The sequence below is a fragment of the Enterobacter sp. SENG-6 genome (assembly GCF_001605945.1).
Classification (GTDB): domain Bacteria; phylum Pseudomonadota; class Gammaproteobacteria; order Enterobacterales; family Enterobacteriaceae; genus Enterobacter; species Enterobacter cloacae.
Map to the genome: position 1 here is coordinate 146,213 of NZ_LOMM01000078.1, position 22,810 is coordinate 169,022.

19 protein-coding genes and 5 tRNA genes are annotated in these 22,810 nt (G+C 55.2%); 15 read left to right on the plus strand and 9 right to left on the minus strand.

The features are described 5' to 3' along the window. Nucleotides 1-15: 15 nt before the first annotated feature. The 6 genes from ghrB to AX755_RS24035 all read right to left on the minus strand — a co-directional run bounded on the left by ghrB (nt 16) and on the right by AX755_RS24035 (nt 6,051). Nucleotides 16-990 (minus strand): glyoxylate/hydroxypyruvate reductase GhrB, encoded by a 975-nt coding sequence (ghrB, locus tag AX755_RS24010; RefSeq protein ID WP_062857594.1) that lies wholly within the window; start codon nt 988-990, stop codon nt 16-18. 26 nt (nt 991-1,016) lie between these two features. Continuing rightward, on the minus strand, nt 1,017-2,297 hold the full coding sequence (locus tag AX755_RS24015) for an MFS transporter (protein ID WP_013094976.1): 1,281 nt from the start codon (nt 2,295-2,297) through the stop codon (nt 1,017-1,019). A 115-nt stretch (nt 2,298-2,412) separates the two neighbouring features. Continuing rightward, complete coding sequence (locus AX755_RS24020; RefSeq protein ID WP_013094977.1) at nt 2,413-3,351, minus strand: sugar kinase; 939 nt, start codon at nt 3,349-3,351, stop codon at nt 2,413-2,415. 3 nt (nt 3,352-3,354) lie between these two features. Further along, on the minus strand, nt 3,355-4,104 hold the full coding sequence (locus AX755_RS24025) for a sugar phosphate isomerase/epimerase family protein (RefSeq protein ID WP_062857595.1): 750 nt from the start codon (nt 4,102-4,104) through the stop codon (nt 3,355-3,357). Between the two features lie 104 nt (nt 4,105-4,208). Beyond that, a complete protein-coding gene (locus tag AX755_RS24030; protein WP_062857596.1) occupies nt 4,209-5,225 on the minus strand; it encodes a LacI family DNA-binding transcriptional regulator in 1,017 nt (338 codons plus the stop codon). 163 nt (nt 5,226-5,388) lie between these two features. Continuing rightward, on the minus strand, nt 5,389-6,051 hold the full coding sequence (locus AX755_RS24035) for an OmpA family lipoprotein (protein ID WP_023620074.1): 663 nt from the start codon (nt 6,049-6,051) through the stop codon (nt 5,389-5,391). Between the two features lie 164 nt (nt 6,052-6,215). Between AX755_RS24035 and AX755_RS24040 the strand changes: the two genes are divergently transcribed. Continuing rightward, nucleotides 6,216-8,537, plus strand: coding sequence for a molybdopterin guanine dinucleotide-containing S/N-oxide reductase (locus AX755_RS24040; RefSeq protein ID WP_073971508.1), 2,322 nt, complete (start codon nt 6,216-6,218; stop codon nt 8,535-8,537). Here AX755_RS24040 and AX755_RS24045 read toward each other — a convergent pair. Together AX755_RS24045 and tag are read right to left on the minus strand one after the other, a co-directional pair. Then, entirely contained in the window at nt 8,500-8,946 is a 447-nt protein-coding gene (locus tag AX755_RS24045; protein WP_013094983.1) for an N-acetyltransferase, read from the minus strand. The two genes, AX755_RS24040 and AX755_RS24045, sit on opposite strands and share 38 nt — an antisense overlap. After that, the gene (gene tag, locus AX755_RS24050) at nt 8,924-9,505 is read right to left on the minus strand and encodes a DNA-3-methyladenine glycosylase I (protein WP_013094984.1); all 582 of its coding nucleotides are present in this window, start codon (nt 9,503-9,505) and stop codon (nt 8,924-8,926) included. Before tag ends, AX755_RS24045 begins: the two co-directional genes overlap by 23 nt. A gap of 159 nt (nt 9,506-9,664) precedes the next feature. Here tag and AX755_RS24055 point away from each other — a divergent pair, with 159 nt between their 5' ends. The 9 genes from AX755_RS24055 to dppF all read left to right on the plus strand — a co-directional run bounded on the left by AX755_RS24055 (nt 9,665) and on the right by dppF (nt 20,230). After that, nucleotides 9,665-10,363, plus strand: a complete 699-nt coding sequence (locus AX755_RS24055; protein ID WP_023620076.1) for an autotransporter domain-containing protein — start codon at nt 9,665-9,667, stop codon at nt 10,361-10,363. A gap of 238 nt (nt 10,364-10,601) precedes the next feature. Further along, nucleotides 10,602-11,804: an L-lactate MFS transporter gene (locus AX755_RS24060; RefSeq protein ID WP_062857597.1), complete on the plus strand. Its 1,203-nt coding sequence runs from the start codon at nt 10,602-10,604 to the stop codon at nt 11,802-11,804. 239 nt (nt 11,805-12,043) lie between these two features. Next, nucleotides 12,044-13,738: a kdo(2)-lipid A phosphoethanolamine 7''-transferase gene (gene eptB / locus AX755_RS24065; protein ID WP_023620079.1), complete on the plus strand. Its 1,695-nt coding sequence runs from the start codon at nt 12,044-12,046 to the stop codon at nt 13,736-13,738. Nucleotides 13,739-13,829: 91 nt separating this feature from the next. Then, a tRNA-Pro gene (locus AX755_RS24070) sits at nt 13,830-13,906 on the plus strand. Nucleotides 13,907-14,526: 620 nt separating this feature from the next. After that, nucleotides 14,527-16,134 (plus strand): dipeptide ABC transporter periplasmic-binding protein DppA, encoded by a 1,608-nt coding sequence (gene dppA / locus AX755_RS24075; RefSeq protein WP_023620080.1) that lies wholly within the window; start codon nt 14,527-14,529, stop codon nt 16,132-16,134. A gap of 160 nt (nt 16,135-16,294) precedes the next feature. Then, nucleotides 16,295-17,314: a dipeptide ABC transporter permease DppB gene (gene dppB, locus AX755_RS24080; RefSeq protein WP_014830232.1), complete on the plus strand. Its 1,020-nt coding sequence runs from the start codon at nt 16,295-16,297 to the stop codon at nt 17,312-17,314. Between the two features lie 9 nt (nt 17,315-17,323). Beyond that, nucleotides 17,324-18,226 (plus strand): dipeptide ABC transporter permease DppC, encoded by a 903-nt coding sequence (gene dppC, locus AX755_RS24085; protein WP_020684504.1) that lies wholly within the window; start codon nt 17,324-17,326, stop codon nt 18,224-18,226. Nucleotides 18,227-18,236: 10 nt separating this feature from the next. Then, complete coding sequence (dppD, locus tag AX755_RS24090) at nt 18,237-19,220, plus strand: dipeptide ABC transporter ATP-binding protein (RefSeq protein WP_013094994.1); 984 nt, start codon at nt 18,237-18,239, stop codon at nt 19,218-19,220. After that, a complete protein-coding gene (dppF, locus tag AX755_RS24095) occupies nt 19,217-20,230 on the plus strand; it encodes a dipeptide ABC transporter ATP-binding subunit DppF (protein WP_014830234.1) in 1,014 nt (337 codons plus the stop codon). The genes dppD and dppF overlap by 4 nt, the downstream gene beginning before the upstream one ends. A 43-nt stretch (nt 20,231-20,273) precedes the next feature. Here dppF and coaA read toward each other — a convergent pair whose 3' ends face one another. Beyond that, on the minus strand, nt 20,274-21,224 hold the full coding sequence (coaA, locus tag AX755_RS24100) for a type I pantothenate kinase (protein ID WP_013094996.1): 951 nt from the start codon (nt 21,222-21,224) through the stop codon (nt 20,274-20,276). Nucleotides 21,225-21,541: 317 nt separating this feature from the next. Here coaA and AX755_RS24105 point away from each other — a divergent pair. The 5 genes from AX755_RS24105 to AX755_RS24125 form a co-directional block, all read left to right on the plus strand. After that, nucleotides 21,542-21,617, plus strand: a tRNA-Thr gene (locus AX755_RS24105). An 8-nt stretch (nt 21,618-21,625) separates the two neighbouring features. Beyond that, a tRNA-Tyr gene (locus AX755_RS24110) sits at nt 21,626-21,710 on the plus strand. A gap of 117 nt (nt 21,711-21,827) precedes the next feature. After that, nucleotides 21,828-21,902, plus strand: a tRNA-Gly gene (locus tag AX755_RS24115). A 6-nt stretch (nt 21,903-21,908) separates the two neighbouring features. Continuing rightward, nucleotides 21,909-21,984 (plus strand) — tRNA-Thr (locus AX755_RS24120). A gap of 118 nt (nt 21,985-22,102) precedes the next feature. After that, nucleotides 22,103-22,810: elongation factor Tu (locus AX755_RS24125; RefSeq protein WP_146095415.1), on the plus strand; the 708-nt coding region annotated here is incomplete at its 3' end.

Sequence of the window (22,810 nt, forward strand, 5' to 3'; positions counted from 1 at the left end):
CGGGTTTTTTCGTTTCTACTGTTGGACCTGTGGATTGACGCAGTTTTTCTCCACGTTTCCGTTCAGCGCGGCGATCAGATTATCCACCGCGGTGGCCGCCATGTTGTAACGCGTCTCGTGCGTCGCAGAACCAATATGGGGCAGCGCGACCACGTTAGGCAGCGAAAGCAGCGGCGAATCCACCGGCAGCGGCTCCTGTTCAAACACGTCCAGACCGGCCGCATGGATCTCACCGTTTTGTAGCGCCTCAATTAACGCCTTCTCATCCACGACCGGGCCACGACCCGCATTGATGAAAATGGCGGATTTCTTCATCTTTGCAAACGCCGCTTTGCCAATCAGATGCCGGGTTTCGTCCGTCAGAGGCAGGATCAGACAGACAAAATCCGCTTCCTGCAACAGCGTATCCAACTCGCAATAGCGGGCGTTGAAGCGTTCTTCGGCTTCGCTGTGATGGCGACGTGCGTTATACAGAATCGGCATGTTAAAACCGAAATGCGCACGCTGCGCCAGCGCCAGGCCGATCCGGCCCATGCCAACAATCCCCAGCGTTTTGCCATGAACATCCACACCGAACCAGTCCGGGCCGATGCTTTTTGTCCACTCGCCCGCTTTGACGCGCTCGGCCACCTCCACCACGCGGCGGGCAGTGCTGAGCATCAGCGCCATCAGCGTGTCGGCCACGGTCTCCGTCAGGGCATGTGGCGTATGCATCAGCAGGATGTTGCGCGCGTTGAGGGCGTCCACGTCAAAATTGTCGTAACCCACGGAAACGGTTGAGGTAGCACGAAGCTTCGGCATTTTTTCCAGCAACGCGACATCCACTTTTTCGCTTGAACCCAGCAGGCCTTCGGCCCGGGCGAACGCCCCGGCGTGTTGTGCCACCGTCTCCGGGCTTAGGTTCTTCACCTGCGTGACGGCGAAGTGTTCTTCCAGGCGTTTTTGCAGATCATCAGGCAGTGCTTTATACAAAATGACGGACGGCTTCATGCTTATCTCCGTTGATTTTTAATGATTCAGGCGTGGCGTGCGCCGACGGGGAGTTGTTGATTATTAGCAGGCTTAACAATCAGAGTAAGCCATACTGAGGCGAAAAGCGCCACTCCCATAAAGATGTATGAGGCTGACGGGCTGCCGGTTGCACCGTTCAGGTAACCAACGAACCAGGAGCCGCAGAACGAACCGAGCGCACCCATACTGTTAATCAGTGCCATCGCGCCGCCTGCCACATTACGCGGCAGCATCTCCGGGATGATGGCGAAGAAGGGACCATACGGGGCGTACATCGCCGCACCGGCAATCACCAGCAGCGTATAGGAGACCCAGAAGTGGTTTGCGCCCACGGCCCAGGAGCCGATGAAAGCAAAGGCAGCGATCAGCAGCAGTGGCCAGACAAACAGCTTACGATTTTGCAGTTTGTCCGATGCCCAGGAGACGATGATCATCGCGATAGTTGCCGCCAGATAGGGCACGGAGGAGAGCCAGCCGACTTCCACCATACCGAGATTTTCCCCGCCGCTGCGGATAATTGACGGCAACCACAGTACGAAACCGTACACGCCGATACTCCAGGTAAAATACTGCGCGCACAGCAGGATCACGTTGCGGGAGCGGAAGGCTTCGCCATAGTTACGCACCGCCTTCAGCCCTTGCTGCTCTTTATCCAGCTGCGCCTGCAGTGCGGCTTTTTCATCTTCGGAGAGCCATTTCGCCTGAGCAGGCTTATCTTTTACCAGCACCCACCAGCAGAAGGCCCAGATGATTGCCGGCACCCCTTCGATGATAAACATCTCACGCCAGCCGAAAGACTGGATCAGGTAGCCGGACACCACTGACATCCACAGTACGGTGACCGGGTTACCGAGGATCAGGAAGGTGTTCGCACGGGAACGTTCAGATTTGGTAAACCAGTTGCTGATGTAGATCAGCATTGCGGGCATCACCGCCGCCTCAACTACCCCAAGGATAAAGCGAATAGCGGCCAGGGCAGGGATATTATTGACCACGCCGGTAAGCGACGCGCAGGCGCCCCACAGGATCAGACAGACGAAGATCAGCTTACGCACGCTGCGGCGTTCGGCGTAGATCGCGCCGGGGATCTGGAAGAAGAAGTAGCCCAGGAAGAAAAGGGCGCCCAGCAGAGATGAAATACCTTTGGTGATCCCGAGGTCTTCGGTGATCCCCGCGGCGGATGCGAAACTGAAGTTGGCACGATCAAGGTACGCCAGGCTGTACGTGATAAACACGATTGGCATGATGTACCACCAGCGTTTTACTGCATTGGTCGAACTGTTCATAGGCTTGCCTCTGTTGTTGAGGTTGTTACCGCCGTTGTCTGTAGGGTACACGGTGGTTTAATTATATGTGCGGGTCGTTGCCCTCACCCTGGCCCTCTCCCACGGGAGAGGGAATTTACTCGTTAAGCTGCGCGCGCGTCGGCAATCCTTCACTGTCGCCCTGCACCTGAATGGCCAGCGAGCCGATCCAGTTGCCCCGGGCGATGGCCTGCGGCAGCGGTTTGCCTTCCAGCAGGGCGCTAATGACCCCGACGGCAAAGCCATCGCCCGCGCCGACGGTATCGACTACGTTCTCAACCTTCACGGCCGCGACCGCGCCCTGTTCACCATCCGCGGTTTTAAACCATGCGCCATCAGCACCGGTTTTCAGTACCACCGCTTTTACCCCTTTATTCAGGTAAAAATCGGCAATCCCTTCCGGCGTGTTTTCACCGGTGAGGATCACGCCTTCTTTCACCCCCGGCAGAACCCAGTCCGCCTGGAATGCCAGACGGTTCAGCTTCTCGACCATCTCCGCCTCGCTTTTCCACAACACCGGGCGCAGGTTAGGATCGAAAGAGATCGTTTTCCCCTGGGCCTTCATGGTGGTCGCGGCATGATCGAGCAGTTCATACGAGCTGGCTGACAACGCGGCTGCCACACCACTCAGGTGCAGATGGCGTGCACTCGCAAAGTAGTCGGCGTGATAATCTTCCACCGAGAGATGGCTTGCCGCCGACCCTTTGCGGAAGTATTCCACGATGGGATCGGTTCCATTTTCGACTTTAGATTTAAGCTGAAAGCCGGTCGGGAAGCGTCCATCGAGCGTTACGCCTGCGGCATCAATCCCCTCTTTTTTCAGCGAATCAAGAACGAAGTGACCAAAGCTGTCGTCACCCACGCGGCTGACCCAGCCTGTTTTCAGGCCGAGGCGTGCCAGCCCCGTTGCCACATTCAGCTCTGCGCCTGCCACGCGTTTGATAAAGTGCTCAACCGTGCTCAGCTCACCGGTTTCGGTAGCGACAAACATCGCCATGGCTTCACCGATAGTGATCACATCCAGTGTCTTGTGCATGGTTTACTCCTCGCGCAGCAGGTTAACGTAATGCCGGGTGACAGCGGTTAAGTCCGCCCCTTCCAGCGGGAACTCGATCCCGCGTGGGGCATCGGCAGGCAACTGACTGAGCAGGGCCAGCCAGCGCGCATCGGCTCGATCCGGCGCGACGGCGCGGAACTGCGCTTTATGCGGTACGGCGGCTTTCACGTGGATATAGCTGACCGCCGGAGCCAGACGGGCTGCCGCTTCTTCCGGCGAGTCGCCGACCCACAGCCAGTTACCCATGTCGAAGGTCAGCGTGACGGGGAGCGCCATTTCCCGGCAGGCGGCCTGGAAGCGCTGCATCAGCGCAAGCTGGCCGCAGTCGGTCTGGTCGTTTTCCACCACCAGTGCCATGCCGCTCTCATTGAGCAAAGCGCGCAGGGCGGTAAGCGGCCGGGTGCCGCTGAAATGTCCCAGGGATACCTTAAGCCACAGCGCGTTGAGCGTGCTGGCTTCGGAAAGGTAGCGGGGAAGGTCGGGGTTGAGGGCACCGTCGGGCATAAACAGGGGGGCGGGGGCGGAATAACACGCCAGCAGGCCCAGCAGCTCAATGGATTCACCCAGCGCAGGCAGCGCCTGTAGCTCTTCGCTGTTGAACAGCTCCCGGCGGATCTCAACGCCGTCGGCACCCGCACCGGCAATCACGGGCAGCATCGCCCGTTGGCCGCCAGCCTGTCGCACCTGATCCGCACCATACGCGGCGGTGACCACCATTATTTTTCTGCCCATTCAGGAACTCCATCAAACGTACATCGATACTATTACGCTAGATGGAACCGGTTCCAAAGAAAAGTTCAGGATGTTGAATTTATGATCGTCATCACAAGGGGAAATTAACGGGCGGTGGAGCCGCGGACAATCAGCTCGCCAGAAAAGACCTGCTCGCGCACGGCATCGCTGATCCCTTCAATGCGACGAACCACTTGTTCAACAGCGGCATAGCCGATTTGCCAGGTCGGCTGTTTGAGCGTGGTGATGCCTACCCCGGCCAGTTCTGCCCACTCCAGTTCATCGAAGCCCAGCAGGCCGATATCGCTGCCCCAGTGCAGGCCAATGCGTTTGAGCGAGCGGGCGACCTGAAGCGTCAGCGTCCCATTGGCCGAAATCACAGCTTTGCGCATCCCGCGATGGCGCGTGTGGAACTGACGCAGGGTATTGTCGAGCTGGTCGGCTTCATGAAGCGGAGTTTCGGCGTTTTCGGCGATCACTCCGGGATAACGCTCCAGGGTGGCACGAAATGCATTCAGGCGCTCGCGACGGGTATTCACCATGCCCAGCGGCTCGCTCAGGAACAGAATTGCTTCGAAGCCCTGTTCGATCAGATGCTCGGTTGCAGTCGTGGCCGCCTGGGTATTATCCAGCCCGACAACGTCGCAGGCGAACTCCGGGATTTTACGATCGATGAGCACCATCGGCAGGGAAGACTGTTGCAGCCGGTTTAATCCTTCCTCGCGCATACCCACGGCATTGACCACGATACCTTCCACCTGGTAGCTGCGCAGCAGATCGAGATAATGCAGCTCCTGGTCCACCTCGTTGTTGGTGTTACAGACCAGCGGGGTAAAACCTTTCTCGCGACAGGCGGCTTCGATACCACTCAGCACGTTTACTGAGTAGGGGTTGGTAATATCGGCGATGATAAGCCCGATAAGACGGGTACGGCCACGTTTAAGTCCGCGCGCCATGATGCTGGGGCGGTAGTCGAGATCGGCAATGGCCTGTTCAATACGTGCCAGCAGCGCATCGGAAAGCAGGTGTTTCTCGCCGTTGAGATAGCGTGAAATACTCGTTTTACCGGTTCTGGCGGCTTTCGCCACGTCGCTGATGGTGGCCCGCGTTGGTTTGCTCATCACTGAATTCCCTGACTTTAGTGAGAATACCTTAGCGGGAAAATCAACGATGGCAAGTGGTTCATTATGGAAGGTGCTGCTTGATGCCCTCACCCTAACCCTCTCCCACGGGAGAGGGCGCAAACACTTAAAACGGCAACGAATGTTGCCGTTTTGCTTCCACCTACTGCACAGGACTCAACGTAATCTCAACGCGGCGGTTCTGCGCTTTGCCTTCCGCCGTGCTGTTGCTGGCGATAGGGTTTGCCGGGCCCATACCGCTGGTGCGGATACGGTTCGCTTCAACGCCCTGGGTGATCAGCGAGCTGGCCACGGAATCCGCACGCTGCTGAGACAGACGCATGTTCAGCTCCTGGCTGCCGGTGCTGTCGGTGTAGCCAATCACATTCACGGCAGTCTTGTTGTACTCTTTTAGCACCATCGCCACGCCGGTCAGGGTATTCGCACCGGCAGGTTTCAGCGTTGCGCTGCTGCTGTCGAAGGTCACGTTGTTAGGCATATTCAGGATGATGTTGTCACCGCTGCGCGTGACGCTCACGCCTGTGCCTTTCATTTTGTCGCGCAGCTTCGCTTCCTGCACATCCATGTAATAACCCACGCCGCCGCCGAGTGCTGCGCCTGCCGCTGCGCCAATCAGCGCGCCTTTACCGCGGTCTTTTTTGGAGGAGGAGAGCGCACCTACACCCGCCCCGACCAGTGAACCGATACCCGCGCCGATGCCGGATTTACCCGCTTCGCGTTCACCGGTGTATGGGTTTGTTGTGCAGCCAGAAACCGCCAGTGCACCGCTCACCAGAGCGGCAATAACGAGTACGCGTTTTTTCATCTTCTTTCCTTAATCCTTTTTATTCTTTGCCACGACGGACGTGGCAGTTGATTATGACGTCCGGATACGGAGAAAATTCCGGGGATAACTCTGAAATTTGTGACAAACCATAAACGGCCTCAATAACAAGACCGTAAACCTGCACGCAACCAGGAGCGCACGCTTTGAGCACCTCAACAAAAACCATTCTGACCGCCGCCCACTGGGGGCCGATGCTGGTCGAAACCGACGGCGAAAATGTCCTGTCTTCCCGTGGGGCATTGCCAACACAACACCCTAACTCTTTACAGACCGTCGTTCGCGATCAGGTGCACAGCAAAACCCGTGTGCGCTGGCCGATGGTGCGTAAAGGATTTCTGGCTTCGCCGGACAAGCCGCAGGGCATTCGTGGTCAGGATGAGTTTGTGCGTGTGAGCTGGGATGACGCGCTGGCGCTGATCCACGCCCAGCACAAGCGCATTCGCGACAGCTATGGGCCTGCATCCATTTTTGCCGGCTCTTACGGCTGGCGTTCTAACGGCGTGCTGCATAAAGCATCGACATTGCTGCAGCGCTACATGAGCCTGGCTGGCGGCTACACGGGCCATCTGGGGGATTACTCCACCGGCGCGGCGCAGGCGATCATGCCGTACGTCGTCGGCGGTAATGAGGTTTATCAGCAGCAGACCAGCTGGCCGCTGGTACTGGAGCATACCGAGGTGGTGGTGCTGTGGAGTGCCAACCCTCTCAACACGCTAAAAATTGCCTGGAATGCTTCCGACGAGCAGGGTATTGGCTATTTTGATGCGCTGCGCAAGAGCGGTAAGCGCATCATCTGTATTGACCCCATGCGCTCTGAAACCCTGGATTTCTTTGGTGACAGTGCCGAATGGCTCGCCCCGCATATGGGGACTGACGTGGCGATGATGCTGGGTATCGCCCACACGCTGGTAGAGAAGGGCTGGCACGACGCCGACTTCCTCGCGCGTTGCACATCGGGCTTCGACAAATTCGCCGATTATCTGACGGGTAAAACGGATGGTGTTGCCAAAACGGCAGCGTGGGCAGCCGATATTTGTGGCATTCCGGCTGACAAGCTCCGTGAACTGGCCGCGTTGTTCCATGAAAACACCACGATGTTGATGTCCGGTTGGGGCATGCAGCGCCAGCAGTTTGGCGAGCAAAAACACTGGATGCTGGTGACGCTTGCCGCGATGCTCGGGCAAATTGGTACGCCGGGCGGCGGGTTTGGGCTCTCTTATCACTTCGCCAATGGCGGCAACCCCACCCGTAAAGCCGCCGTGCTGGCCTCCATGCAGGGATCGGTGAAGGGCGGCGTTGATGCCGTGGATAAAATTCCGGTGGCGCGTATTGTTGAAGCCCTGGAAAACCCGGGCGGGTTTTATCAGCATAACGGTCTGGACCGCCATTTCCCGGATATTAAGTTTGTCTGGTGGGCGGGTGGGGCGAATTTCACGCACCATCAGGATACCAATCGTTTGATCCGCGCCTGGCAGAAGCCAGAGCTGGTGGTGATTTCGGAATGCTTCTGGACCGCCTCCGCCAAACATGCCGATATCGTGCTGCCGGCCACGACCTCGTACGAGCGTAACGATCTCACCATGACCGGTGACTACAGCAATCAGCATATGGTGCCGATGAAGCGTGTGGTCGCACCGCGGGATGAAGCGCGTGATGATTTTGACGTATTTGCGGAACTGAGCGAACGGTGGGAAGCAGGCGGTCGTGAGCGTTTCACCGAAGGGAAAACCGATCTCGAGTGGCTGGAAACGTTCTATCAGATTGCTGCTCAGCGCGGTGCGGCCCAGGGGGTGACGCTGCCGCCGTTTGCGGAATTCTGGGAAGCGAACGCTATTTTCGAAATGCCGGAGAGCGAGCAGAACGCGCAGTTTGTCCGTTTCGCCGATTTCCGTCGCGACCCGGAGAACCATCCGCTGAAAACCGAGAGCGGAAAGATTGTGATTTACAGTGAGCGCATTGCCCGCTTTGGGTACGCGGATTGTCCTGCGCATCCCACATGGCTTGAACCGGATGAGTGGCACGGCAATGCCCAGCCGGAGCAGCTCCAGGTGTTATCCGCGCACCCCGCGCATCGCCTGCACAGCCAGCTTAACTATTCGTCGCTGCGCGAGCAGTATGCGGTCGCCGGGCGGGAGCCGATCACGCTTCATGCTGAAGATGCGAAAGCGCGCGGGATTGCGGATGGCGATCTGGTGCGCGTCTGGAACCATCGTGGGCAGGTGTTGGCCGGAGCGGTGGTGAGCGACGGAATCAAACCAGGCGTGATCTGCATCCACCAGGGCGCGTGGCCGGACCTGGACGAGAGCGGTATTTGTAAAAACGGTGCCGTTAACGTACTGACCAAAGATCTCCCCAGCTCGAAGCTGGGGAATGGCTGCGCAGGCAATACGGCGCTGGCATGGGTTGAGAAATATCTGGGCCCCGAGCTTACTCTGACGGCGTTTGATCCGCCTGCCAGCTCATGATCCACGTCGGGTGTTGGGTGTCATCCTGCCAGGCGCTGTCTTCGATACGAAAGCCCTGAGCATGGTAGAAATTCACCGCCCGGACATTTTTTTGATACACCTCCAGGCTTAAATGCGGGAAGCGCTGTTGAACGTGGTTCAGCAGCGCGCGTCCGATGCCTTTGCCGATGTACGCCGGTGCGACAAATAGTGCGCCGACAAACTGAGACTGCATCACGCTGATAAACCCGTAAGGTTCGCCATCCTGTTCCCAGACCCAGGTTTCGGCCGACGGCAGATAAACGTCCCGCACCATGGCTTCGTTCTCTTTCCAGTAGCTCGCCTCAATAAACGGATGCGCTTCCGTGGTACTTTCAAGCCATAGGCTCAACAGCGACGCGGTATTCTCACTTTGCCATTTGCGGATCATGATGGCCTCCCGGATGACAGAAGCAGCCGGTAACATGGTCATTGACCAGGCCACAGGCCTGCATAAAGGCGTAGCAGATGGTGGAGCCGACAAACTTAAAGCCGCGTTTTTTCAGCGCTTTCGAGAGTGCGTCCGAGGCCGGAGTCGAGGCGGGAATTTCCGCGAGCGTGGCGGCCTGCGTGATTTGCGGATCGTTATTCACAAACGTCCAGACAAACTCTGAGAACGGTTCACCGTTTTGTTCCATTGCCAGGTAAGCGCGTGCGTTACCGATAATGGCCTGGATCTTACCGCGATGGCGGATGATGCCTGCATCCTGCACCAGTCGCTCCACGTCGTCGTCGGTCATCGCGGCGACCCGGACGGGATCGAACTGATGAAAGGCATTGCGGTAGTTTTCGCGTTTCTTCAATACCGTAATCCATGACAAACCCGCCTGCTGACCCTCCAGGCAGATCATCTCGAAAAGTTTTTTGCCGTCCGTTTCCGGCACGCCCCATTCCCGATCGTGATAGTCGATATAGAGCTGATCCTGGCTTACCCAACCGCAACGTTGCATCGGTTATCTCCCTTATGACACGGTTATCGCAAAAATTTCATTCCGTCAGGCTTGACGTGTGACCTGTAAAGACAATAGTTAATACAGGGCCATAAGCCCTAAAAACCTCTTCCTGAACAATGATAAAAATCGCCGAATTCGGCTCTCTCTGGAGTCGCTTTGATGATAAAAAAAATCAGTGGTCGCCATGCTGTTTCTGGCCTGGTGGGGATTTCAGCCTGTCTGCTTTCTGGTCACTCAGCATTTGCCTGGCAACAGGAATATATCGTTTCAGACCCGCAAAGTAATACGGCGGAACGCTATACATGGGATGCGGATCACCAACCGCGTTATGACGATATCCTGGCGGAGCGCATCCAGTCTTCGCAAAATGCGCCGGGGCTGGCTCTGAATCTGCCCTCTGGCTCGACCTCCGCGGGGGCGATGAGCGTCGGCTGGAATTTTCCGCTGGCGGGTCATGTCACGACCGGCCCGGTGGTGGCATGGCGTTATGACGGCACCACGCCCATGATGATTAATGAGTTTGGTGATAGCGTGACAACCCAGGCGCTGACCGATCCCCTGTGGCATGCCAGCGTGAGTACGCTAGGCTGGCGCGTGGATACGCAATATGGCGAACTTCGTCCCTGGGCGCAGATTAGCTATAACCAGCAGTATGGTGAAAATCAGTGGAAATCCCAGTTCGGGATGCCGCAAACGCCTGCCCCGGCTCAAAATGGCAACTGGATGGATGTCACCGTAGGCACCGATATTCCTTTCACCTCGCACATGGCGGCGTATGCTTCCTTAGCGCAGGGGGAGGACAGCACGACGGGAGAGCAGTTTTTGTACACGCTGGGCGTAAGTGCAAATTTCTAACGTTGTTACTATTTTAAACGTCACGTTAACATCTTGAATACAATAACCGTGGGGGTTGTAGCGATAGCGGGCACTAACATTCTGTCGCTTCACTCCCCGGCAAGGTCGTTCATTCCCGATTCCAGGCATTTCATTCCGTTTCTCCTGCATCTCATGCCGTTTTCCCCCAGCGGTATCAGGGTTTTGTTTATCGTTGTCCTCAGCAAATTCCCTTACTTTCTCTTGCAGGACAACTGCCATGAATACATCTTCCTACAATCGTACACGCTGGCTGACGCTCTTTGGCACCATCGTCACCCAGTTTGCGTTGGGCTCGGTCTATACCTGGAGCCTGTTTAACAGTGCCCTTTCCGACAAGCTCGGCGCGCCGATCAGTCAGGTGGCGTTCTCTTTCGGTTTGCTAAGCCTTGGGCTGGCGCTGTCCTCTTCGGTTGCGGGCAAATTGCAGGAGCGGTTCGGCGTGAAACGCGTCACGATGGCCTCGGGGATCCTGCTGGGATTGGGCTTTTTCCTGACGGCGTATTCAAACAACCTGATGATGCTCTGGCTGAGCGCCGGGGTACTGGTCGGTCTGGCGGACGGTGCCGGTTATCTGCTGACCCTGTCGAACTGCGTCAAATGGTTCCCGGAGCGTAAAGGGTTAATCTCCGCGTTTGCCATCGGTTCTTATGGCCTGGGTAGCCTCGGATTTAAATTTATCGACTCTCATCTGCTGGCGTCGGTTGGCCTCGAAAAAACCTTCATGATCTGGGGGGCTATCGTCCTGGTGATGATCCTGTTTGGCGCGACGCTGATGAAAGACGCACCGCAGCAGGAAGTGAAAACCGTTAACGGCGTGATGGAGAATGACTTCACCCTGGCTCAATCCATGCGTAAACCCCAGTACTGGATGCTGGCGGTGATGTTCCTGACGGCCTGCATGAGTGGCCTGTATGTGATTGGTGTGGCGAAAGATATCGCGCAGGGCATGGTTAAACTGGATGCCATGACGGCGGCAAATGCGGTGACCGTGATCTCTATCGCTAACCTGTCTGGTCGTCTGGTGCTGGGTATCCTGTCCGACAAGATTGCCCGTATCCGCGTGATTACCCTTGGACAGGTGGTTTCACTGGTGGGTATGGCGGCTCTGCTGTTTGCGCCCCTGAATGAAGCGACTTTCTTTGCTGCGATTGCCTGCGTGGCCTTTAACTTCGGCGGCACCATCACGGTGTTCCCGTCACTGGTGAGCGAGTTCTTTGGTCTGAACAACCTGGCGAAAAATTACGGCGTGATTTACTTAGGCTTTGGCATCGGCAGCATTTGCGGCTCGTTAATTGCCTCGCTGTTCGGCGGATTCTATGTCACCTTCTGCGTGATATTCGCCCTGTTGATTATTTCGCTGGCCCTGTCGACGACGATTCGGCAGCCGCAGCGCGAAGTGTTTAATGAAGCACATGCTTAACTTAAATTAAAGAGGCCTTAACGGCCTCTTTAACCTTTATTTGATATGCTTCCAGACTTGTTATTTTGTAAAAATTTGCACCGATCACATTCTCCGCTGCCACTTTTCTCTCCCGCTGTGGTCTACTTACGGCGCTTGTAGACGTTTCTGATAACGCTTTCTTACGCATTTACTTACTCTGTCCGCTTTCTCACTGAGATTCGGCGGGTCTTTATACCCCTTCCCCCAGGGTTGTTTGCATGAAATACATTAGGTCTATTACCCAGCAAAGATTGTGTCTGATGCTGGCTGTCTATATCGGATTATTTCTGAATGGCGCGGTGCTGTTCAGACGAGTGGAAGGTTATTTCGAAGACCTCACCGTAAGAAATGGAATTTTTGCCGCTATTGAAGTGTTCGGCTCAGTCCTCGCGACATTTTTCTTGTTACGCCTGTTATCTCTCTTCGGCCGTCGTACGTGGCAAATTCTGGCCTCGCTGGTGGTGATAATTTCCGCCGCCGCCAGCTATTACATGACCTTTATGAACGTAGTCATTGGCTACGGTATCGTTGCGTCGGTAATGACCACTGATATTGACCTCTCGAAAGAGGTTGTGGGTAAAGGCTTTATCGTCTGGACAATTTTAACCTGTCTGCTCCCACTCTTCTTTATCTGGAGTAATACCTGCCGCTATACGTTGTTACGCCAGTTGCGCACTCGTGGACAGCGGATCCGCACTGTCGCCGTGGTCCTGCTGGCCGGTTTGCTGGTATGGGCGCCTATTCGCCTGATGGAAAAACAGCAAAAACGCATCGAAAAGGCAACGGGTGTCGATATGCCAAGCTATGGCGGCGTTGTGGCCAACTCGTATCTGCCGTCAAACTGGCTTTCAGCGTTAGGTCTCTATGCCTGGGCGCAGGCGGATGAATCCAGCGATGTGAAATCGCTGATGAATCCGACCAAAAAATTCCACTACGAGGCACCCGCTGACGGGCTCGATGATACTTACGTCGTGTTTGTTATTGGTGAAACAACGCGCTGGGATCATATGGGTATTCTGGGCTATGACCGTGATACCACGCCTAAACTGGCACAGGAAAAGAACCTGGTGGCTTACCGCGGCTATTCTTGTGATACCGCCACAAAGCTTTCGCTGCGCTGTATGTTTGTACGTGAAGGCGGTGCGAGTGATAACCCGCAGCGTACTCTTAAAGAGCAGAATGTATTTGCCGTACTGAAGCAGCTTGGCTTCAGCTCAGACTTGTTCGCCATGCAAAGTGAGATGTGGTTCTACACCAACACCCTTGCCGATAACATCGCGTACCGTGAGCAGATTGGCGCCGAGCCGCGTAACCGCGGTAAGACCGTTGATGACATGCTGCTACTCTCAGAAATGGAGCAGTCGCTGAAAAATCATCCGCAGGGTAAGCATCTTATTGTTCTGCACACCAAGGGATCGCACTACAGCTACTATCAGCGTTACACGCGTGATTTCGCAAAATGGCAACCTGAGTGCATCGGTATTAATAAATACTGCAGCAAGCAGGAGCTGATTAATGCCTATGATAACTCGGTGCTGTATGTGGATACGTTCCTCAGCCGGGTAATTGACCAGCTTCGCGATAAGAAAGCGATTGTGATCTATGCGGCTGATCACGGCGAGTCCATCAACGAGCAAGAGCATTTGCACGGTACGCCGCGTAAGCTGGCGCCGCCGGAGCAATTCCGTGTACCGATGATTATGTGGATGTCAGATAAGTACCTGGAGAACCCTGACAAAGCCAAAATGTTTGCTCATCTGAAACAGCAGGCAGAAATTAAGGTACCGCGCCGTCACGTTGAGTTGTACGACACCATCATGGGTTGCCTGGGTTATACCTCTCCGGACGGGGGGATTAACGAAAATAACAACTGGTGCAAACTGCCTGAAAGCAGCCAGAAAGCCGCGCAGTAGCTTGCCTGGCGAGTTTATCGCCAGTTGGATGGCTTTTTTAAATTAAGGGATTGACGGGGGCGCACCTCAGCAGTAAGATGCGCTCCGCATTCGGCGAGTAGCGCAGCTTGGTAGCGCAACTGGTTTGGGACCAGTGGGTCGGAGGTTCGAATCCTCTCTCGCCGACCACATTCAAAAAAGGGCTAACCGCAAGGTTAGCCCTTTTTGCATTAATGCTTTATTCGTCCAGATTAGCCAAAACACCTCTTAGTCCTGCTTCTTCCTGCCTGTTCGTGATTTTGTGACATAATCCATTGTATTTTTTTATATATAGATTGATCTTTTTTCGCGTTGCTTATGGATAACCTCAGCATTTTTCGCTGTGCGTTTTAACGTTCGCGGTATTTAGTGCTCAGATAATCACCGTTCTGCAAGAAAATTTACCCATCCTGAATAAAAGTTAATCACTGATTGTTGCGAAATATGAAGATATTTGTGCTGCAACATGGCGAGTAGCATAAATTTCCCTGCTGAAAACTGGCGTACATAGTTTTTTTAATCTTTGTTTGCGGTTTCTCACACTCAGCGTAAATCCCCGTCACCTGTATTGACGTTTTCACATTCTGTTGACAGATTGTAGGGCACGAGGGGCATTTCAGGGACGATCTGCGCTGCAACTCCAACGCTCTTCTGAAAGGATTCTCCATCCCTTTAACGCCTTCGGGCATCACCGACCGGACCGGGTAAAAAATAAATAAAGGTCAGGCGGCGTAACACAACAAAGCAAAACATCACATTGGAGCAGAATAATGAGTATTTCCTTGAAGAAGTCAGGGATGCTGAAGCTTGGTCTGAGCCTGGTGGCTATGACCGTGGCAGCAAGCGTACAGGCAAAAACCCTGGTTTACTGTTCTGAAGGCTCGCCGGAAGGCTTTAACCCACAGCTCTTTACCTCTGGTACGACTTACGACGCAAGCTCTGTGCCCATCTATAACCGTCTGGTTGAATTCAAAACCGGCACCACGGAAGTGATTCCTGGCCTGGCGGAGAAGTGGGACGTCAGCGAAGACGGTAAAACCTATACCTTCCACCTGCGCCAGGGCGTGAAGTGGCAGGACAGCAAAGAATTCAAACCAACGCGCGACTTCAACGCCGATGACGTTGTGTTCTCCTTCGATCGTCAGAAAAACGCTCAGAACCCGTACCACAAAGTGTCCGGCGGCAGCTATGAGTACTTCGAAGGGATGGGTCTGCCAGACCTGATCGCTGAAGTGAAAAAAGTGGACGATAAAACCGTTCAGTTCGTGCTGACTCGCCCGGAAGCGCCATTCCTGGCGGACCTGGCCATGGACTTCGCCTCTATCCTCTCTAAAGAGTACGCGGACAACATGCTGAAAGCCGGCACGCCGGAAAAAGTGGACCTGAACCCAATCGGTACCGGTCCGTTCCAGCTGCTGCAGTACCAGAAAGACTCCCGTATTCTGTACAAAGCGTTCCCGGGCTACTGGGGTACCAAACCACAGATCGACCGTCTGGTCTTCTCCATCACGCCTGACGCGTCTGTGCGTTACGCAAAACTGCAGAAAAACGAATGCCAGGTTATGCCATACCCGAACCCGGCTGATATCGCCCGCATGAAGCAGGACAAGAATATCAACCTGATGGAGCAGGCTGGCCTGAACGTGGGCTATCTCTCCTTCAACACCGAGAAGAAACCGTTTGATGACGTGAAAGTGCGTCAGGCGCTGACTTATGCGGTGAACAAAGAAGCGATCATCAAGGCCGTTTACCAGGGCGCCGGCGTTGCGGCTAAAAACCTGATCCCACCAACCATGTGGGGCTATAACGATGACGTTAAAGACTACACCTACGATCCAGAGAAAGCGAAAGCGCTGCTGAAGGAAGCTGGGCAGGATAAAGGCTTTACCGTTGAGCTGTGGGCGATGCCGGTACAGCGTCCGTACAACCCGAACGCACGCCGTATGGCTGAAATGGTTCAGGCTGACTGGGCGAAAATCGGCGTTCAGGCCAAGATTGTTACCTACGAGTGGGGCGAGTATCTGAAGCGCGCCAAAGCGGGTGAGCATCAGGCAGTGATGATGGGCTGGACCGGTGACAACGGGGATCCGGACAACTTCTTCGCCACCCTCTTCAGCTGTGCGGCGGCAAAAGACGGCTCTAACTACTCTCGCTGGTGTTACAAGCCGTTTGAAGACCTGATCCAGCCGGCACGTGCCACCGACGATCACAACAAACGTATTGAACTCTACAAGCAGGCACAGGTTGTTATGCACGATCAGGCTCCGGCTCTGATTGTTGCTCACTCCACCGTGTACGAGCCAGTGCGCAAAGAAGTGAAAGGCTACGTGGTTGATCCACTGGGCAAACACCACTTCGAAAACGTATCTGTTGAATAATCAGTAGGGTGTTCTCCCTCTCCCTGTGGGAGAGGGCAGGGGTGAGGGGCTTGCATGCTAGTCCTCACCCTAACCCTCTCCTGCGGGAGAGGGAATTTACATTTGTGAGCAATACAGACGCCACGCCACTGGTCGTGCGTCTTCAGAGAGAATCCGGGTTATGTTGCAGTTCATCCTCCGACGTCTGGGACTTGTCATCCCCACGTTTATCGGTATCACCCTTCTCACTTTTGCCTTCGTCCATATGATCCCCGGCGACCCGGTAATGATTATGGCGGGCGAGCGTGGTATTTCCCCTGAACGTCATGCGCAGCTACTGGCTGAACTCGGCCTCGATAAGCCGATGTGGCAGCAGTACCTCCACTATATCTGGGGCGTTATGCATGGTGACTTAGGGATTTCACTGAAAAGCCGTCTTCCGGTGTGGGACGAGTTCGTGCCGCGTTTTAAAGCGACACTGGAGCTTGGCATCTGCGCCATGATTTTTGCCACTGCGGTGGGTATCCCTGTCGGGGTGCTGGCTGCCGTTAAACGTGGCTCTATTTTTGACCATACCGCCGTGGGCCTGGCGCTGACCGGCTACTCCATGCCGATCTTCTGGTGGGGCATGATGCTGATTATGCTGGTCTCGGTGCAGCTTAACCTGACGCCGGTCTCCGGACGCGTCAGCGATATGGTCTTCCTCGATGATTCCAACCCGTTGACCGGCTTTATGCTGATTGATACGGCGATATGGGGCGAAGAGGGCAACTTTATTGATGCGGTCGCGCATATGATCCTGCCGGCGATGGTGCTCGGCACGATCCCTCTGGCGGTGATCGTGCGTATGACCCGTTCGTCAATGCTGGAAGTGCTGGGCGAGGATTATATTCGTACCGCGCGTGCCAAGGGCCTGACGCGTATGCGAGTCATCATCGTTCATGCGCTGCGTAACGCCATGCTGCCGGTGGTGACCGTTATCGGTCTGCAGGTGGGTACGCTGCTGGCAGGGGCGATCCTGACCGAAACCATCTTCTCCTGGCCGGGCCTTGGCCGCTGGCTGATTGACGCGCTGCAACGCCGTGACTATCCGGTCGTGCAGGGCGGTGTATTGCTGGTCGCGACGATGATTATTCTCGTCAACCTGCTGGTCGATTTGCTGTACGGCGTGGTGAACCCGCGTATTCGTCATAAGAAGTAAGGGGCCATCATGTCACACGTTTCTGAAAATAAAGTGGTTGCTGCACCGGTTCCAATGACGCCGCTGCAGGAATTCTGGCACTACTTCAAGCGTAATAAAGGCGCGGTAGTGGGGCTGGTCTATGTCTCTGTCATGATCCTGATTGCCGTGTTTGCAAACGTGCTTGCACCGTATAACCCGGCGGATCAGTTCCGTGACGCGCTGCTGGCCCCCCCTGCATGGCAGGACGGCGGGAGCCTGGCTCACCTGTTGGGTACCGATGATGTAGGTCGCGACGTGTTGTCGCGTCTGATGTACGGCGCGCGTCTGTCGCTGCTGGTGGGCTGCCTGGTGGTGGTGCTGTCCCTGATCATGGGGATCATCCTCGGCCTGGTTGCGGGTTATTTTGGTGGCATTGTTGATAACATCATCATGCGTATCGTCGACATCATGCTGGCGCTGCCAAGCCTGCTGCTGGCCCTGGTGCTGGTGGCGATATTTGGCCCGTCGATCGGTAATGCCGCGCTTGCGCTGACCTTCGTGGCACTCCCTCACTACGTGCGTTTAACCCGTGCGGCAGTGCTGGTGGAAGTGAACCGCGACTACGTCACCGCGTCCCGCGTGGCCGGTGCCGGTGCGATGCGCCAGATGTTCGTCAATATCTTCCCGAACTGCCTTGCGCCGCTGATTGTTCAGGCGTCGCTCGGCTTCTCTAACGCCATTCTTGATATGGCCGCTCTTGGCTTCCTGGGCATGGGTGCGCAGCCGCCAACACCGGAGTGGGGCACGATGCTCTCCGACGTGTTGCAGTTCGCACAAAGCGCCTGGTGGGTTGTCACCTTCCCGGGTCTGGCAATTCTGCTGACGGTGCTGGCATTTAACCTGATGGGTGATGGTCTGCGCGATGCACTTGATCCCAAACTGAAGCAGTAAGAGGCACGAGATGGCGTTATTAAATGTAGATAAATTATCGGTGCACTTCGGCGATGAAGGCACCCCGTTTCGCGCCGTGGACCGCATCAGCTACAGCGTAAATCAGGGCGAAGTGGTTGGCATTGTTGGGGAATCCGGTTCCGGTAAGTCCGTAAGCTCGCTGGCGATTATGGGGCTGATCGATTATCCGGGCCGGGTGATGGCGGAAAACCTGCAGTTCAATGGTCAGGATCTGAAGCGCATTTCCGAGAAACAGCGCCGCCAGCTGGTGGGCGCGGAAGTGGCGATGATCTTCCAGGACCCGATGACCAGCCTGAACCCCTGCTACACCGTGGGCTTCCAGATTATGGAGGCGATCAAGGTCCATCAGGGCGGTAATAAGAAAACCCGTCGTCAGCGGGCGATCGACCTGCTGAACCAGGTGGGGATCCCTGACCCGGCATCGCGCCTTGATGTCTACCCGCATCAGCTTTCTGGCGGGATGAGTCAGCGTGTGATGATCGCGATGGCGATTGCCTGTCGGCCAAAACTGCTGATTGCCGATGAGCCGACCACAGCGCTGGACGTGACCATCCAGGCGCAAATCATCGAGCTGCTGCTGGAACTGCAGCAGAAAGAGAACATGGCGCTGGTGCTGATTACGCACGACCTGGCGCTGGTGGCTGAAGCAGCACACAAAATCATCGTGATGTATGCAGGGCAGGTGGTGGAGACCGGAAGTTCGCATGATATCTTCCGTGCACCGCGTCATCCGTATACCCAGGCGCTTTTACGTGCGCTGCCGGAGTTTGCCCAGGATAAAGCGCGTCTGGCGTCGCTGCCGGGTGTGGTACCAGGTAAATATGACCGTCCGCAGGGCTGCCTGCTGAATCCGCGTTGCCCGTATGCGACGGATAAATGCCGTGCAGAAGAGCCTGAGCTGAACCAGCTGGCTGACGGTCGTCAGTCGAAATGCCACTACCCACTCGATGATGCCGGGAGGCCAACACTATGAGTACGCAACAGGCCACCACGCAACAACCGCTGTTGCAGGCTATCGACCTGAAAAAACACTACCCGGTGAAGAAGGGGATTTTTGCCCCTGAGCGCCTGGTGAAAGCGCTGGACGGCGTCTCCTTTACCCTCGAACGCGGTAAAACGCTGGCGGTGGTCGGGGAGTCGGGCTGCGGCAAATCAACCTTAGGCCGTCTGCTGACGATGATTGAAACGCCTACCGGCGGCGAGCTCTATTATCAGGGACAGGATCTGCTCAAGCACGATCCGCAGGCGCAGAAGCTGCGTCGCCAGAAAATCCAGATTGTGTTCCAGAACCCGTACGGTTCATTGAACCCGCGCAAGAAAGTGGGGCAGATACTGGAAGAGCCGCTGCTGATTAACAGCAATCTCAGCAAAGAGCAGCGTCGTGAAAAAGCGCTGGCGATGATGGCGAAAGTCGGCCTGAAAACCGAGCATTACGATCGCTACCCGCATATGTTCTCTGGCGGTCAGCGCCAGCGTATCGCCATCGCCCGTGGTCTGATGCTCGACCCGGATGTCGTGATTGCCGATGAACCGGTCTCAGCGCTCGACGTTTCCGTGCGCGCACAGGTGCTGAATCTGATGATGGATCTGCAGCAGGAGCTGGGGCTGTCTTACGTATTTATCTCCCACGACCTGTCGGTGGTAGAGCATATCGCTGATGAAGTAATGGTAATGTATCTGGGGCGCTGCGTGGAGAAGGGGACGAAAGATCAGATCTTTAATAACCCTCGCCACCCGTACACCCAGGCGCTGCTCTCTGCGACACCGCGCCTGAACCCGGACGATCGTCGCGAGCGTATTAAGCTGACCGGTGAACTGCCAAGTCCGCTGAATCCACCTCCGGGATGTGCGTTCAACGCCCGTTGCAGTCGCCGCTTTGGCCCTTGCACCCAGCTACAGCCGCAGCTGAAAGATTATCGCGGTCAGCTGGTGGCCTGCTTTGCGGTCGATCAGGATGAAAACGGCGAAAAGCCGCAGGCGTAAACAAAAAAACCGGCGTTAAGCCGGTTTTTTTATGTCTGCTAACCTATTTCCGCAAACGAATCTGGTCGACAGCGTGTTTCTCGCTCTTGGTGAGGATCAGGCTCGCCCGCTCGCGGGTAGGGAGAATGTTCTCTTTCAGGTTTACGTAGTTGATCTCGTTCCACAGGCCTGTCGCCACCTTCACCGCCTCTTCTTCAGAAAGCTGGGCGTAGTGATGGAAATAGGAGTCCGGGTCGGTGAACGCCCCTTCGCGGAACTTCAGGAAGCGGTTGATATACCAGCTTTGCAGCAAATCTTCCGGTGCATCGACATAAATAGAGAAATCGACGAAGTCAGAGACAAACACGTGATGCGGATCGTGAGGGTAATCCATCCCGCTTTGCAGCACATTTAACCCTTCCAGAATCAGAATGTCTGGCTGCACCACCGTTTTGTCTCCGCCCGGAATGCGATCGTAGATCAGGTGCGAATAGACCGGCGCCGTGACGTTAGGCACGCCGGATTTCAGGTCAGAGACAAATTTCACCAGACGGTGCATGTCATAAGAGAGCGGGAAGCCCTTCTTCTTCATCAGCCCGCGTTCTTTTAGCACCTCATTGGGGTGCAGAAAGCCGTCGGTGGTGATCAGCTCCACGCTGCGGTGTTCTGGCCAGCGGCTCAGGAGAGCCTGCAAGACACGCGCGGTTGTGCTTTTACCTACCGCCACGCTGCCAGCAATACTGATGATATAAGGAATGCGTTGACCATTGGTTCCAAGGAACTGCTCCAGCACCGCCTGACGGCGCAGGTTGGAACTGATATAGAAGTTAAGCAAGCGTGAGAGGGGGAGATAAATTTCTGCCACTTCTTCCAGGGACAGATCTTCGTTTATCCCTTTTAACCGTGCGATTTCACCTTCCGTCAGCGTCATAGGGACGGAATCACGCAGGGCAGCCCACTGGCTGCGGTTAAAGTGAAGATAAGGCGTCATTAACGTTTGCTCTTTTTTGCTCATAAGCATGCTTCAGTGAGCCAGCATCACACTGCCGGATCATGGCTCATCACACAGTTAATTTTGGACAATGGGCAGGAGGTTAACACCAGATGACAGGAATAATAAGAAAAAAGATGGAAAGCGCTGCGTTACGCGGAAGCCGTCACGCTACGGTGTATGCGATGCAATTCGCTCATATATGTTGAATATTTGACCGCGAATGACTACTTTTACAGCGCTTGATGCGTGGTTAGCATAAAATGTGAGCGAAAGAACGTTTTATGCAAATTTTTAGTTGCATGACCGCGCAGGTATCCATAGAATGCGCGCTACTTGATGCCGACTTAGCTCAGTAGGTAGAGCAACTGACTTGTAATCAGTAGGTCACCAGTTCGATTCCGGTAGTCGGCACCATCAAGTCCGGTGGGGTTCCCGAGCGGCCAAAGGGAGCAGACTGTAAATCTGCCGTCACAGACTTCGAAGGTTCGAATCCTTCCCCCACCACCACTTTCTGGCAGCGTAAATGCCGCCGGAGCTGGTTTAAAAGCTGAATCAGCTCGAACTTAAAAAGAGAGAAATCTCTTTTTTTGTTACAGAAAGAACTGGGTAGCCGAGTTTCAGGATGCGGGCATCGTATAATGGCTATTACCTCAGCCTTCCAAGCTGATGATGCGGGTTCGATTCCCGCTGCCCGCTCCAATACGTGCTGATATGGCTCAGTTGGTAGAGCGCACCCTTGGTAAGGGTGAGGTCCCCAGTTCGACTCTGGGTATCAGCACCACTTCACTTCTCCTTCCCGTTTCTCTCTGTTTCAATTTTACTTGATTCAACAGTTCAGGCATTTCGCCTGGTTGATGTGGTGATATCACCGATTTATCCGTGTCTTAGAGGGACAATCGATGTCTAAAGAAAAGTTTGAACGTACAAAACCGCACGTTAACGTCGGTACTATCGGCCACGTTGACCATGGTAAAACAACGCTGACCGCTGCAATCACTACCGTTCTGGCAAAAACCTATGGTGGTTCTGCTCGTGCATTCGACCAGATCGATAACGCACCAGAAGAAAAAGCTCGTGGTATCACCATCAACACCTCTCACGTTGAGTATGACACCCCGACTCGCCACTACGCACACGTAGACTGCCCAGGCCACGCCGACTATGTTAAAAACATGATCACCGGTGCTGCGCAGATGGACGGCGCGATCCTGGTAGTAGCTGCGACTGACGGCCCAATGCCTCAGACTCGTGAGCACATCCTGCTGGGTCGTCAGGTAGGCGTTCCTTACATCATCGTGTTCCTGAACAAATGCGACATGGTTGATGACGAAGAGCTGCTGGAACTGGTAGAGATGGAAGTTCGTGAACTGCTGTCTCAGTACGATTTCCCAGGCGACGATACCCCAATCGTTCGTGGTTCCGCGCTGAAAGCGCTGGAAGGCGACGCAGAGTGGGAAGCAAAAATCATCGAACTGGCTGGCTACCTGGATTCTTACATTCCAGAACCAGAGCGTGCGATTGATAAGCCATTCCTGCTGCCAATCGAAGACGTATTCTCCATCTCCGGTCGTGGTACCGTTGTTACCGGTCGTGTAGAGCGCGGTATC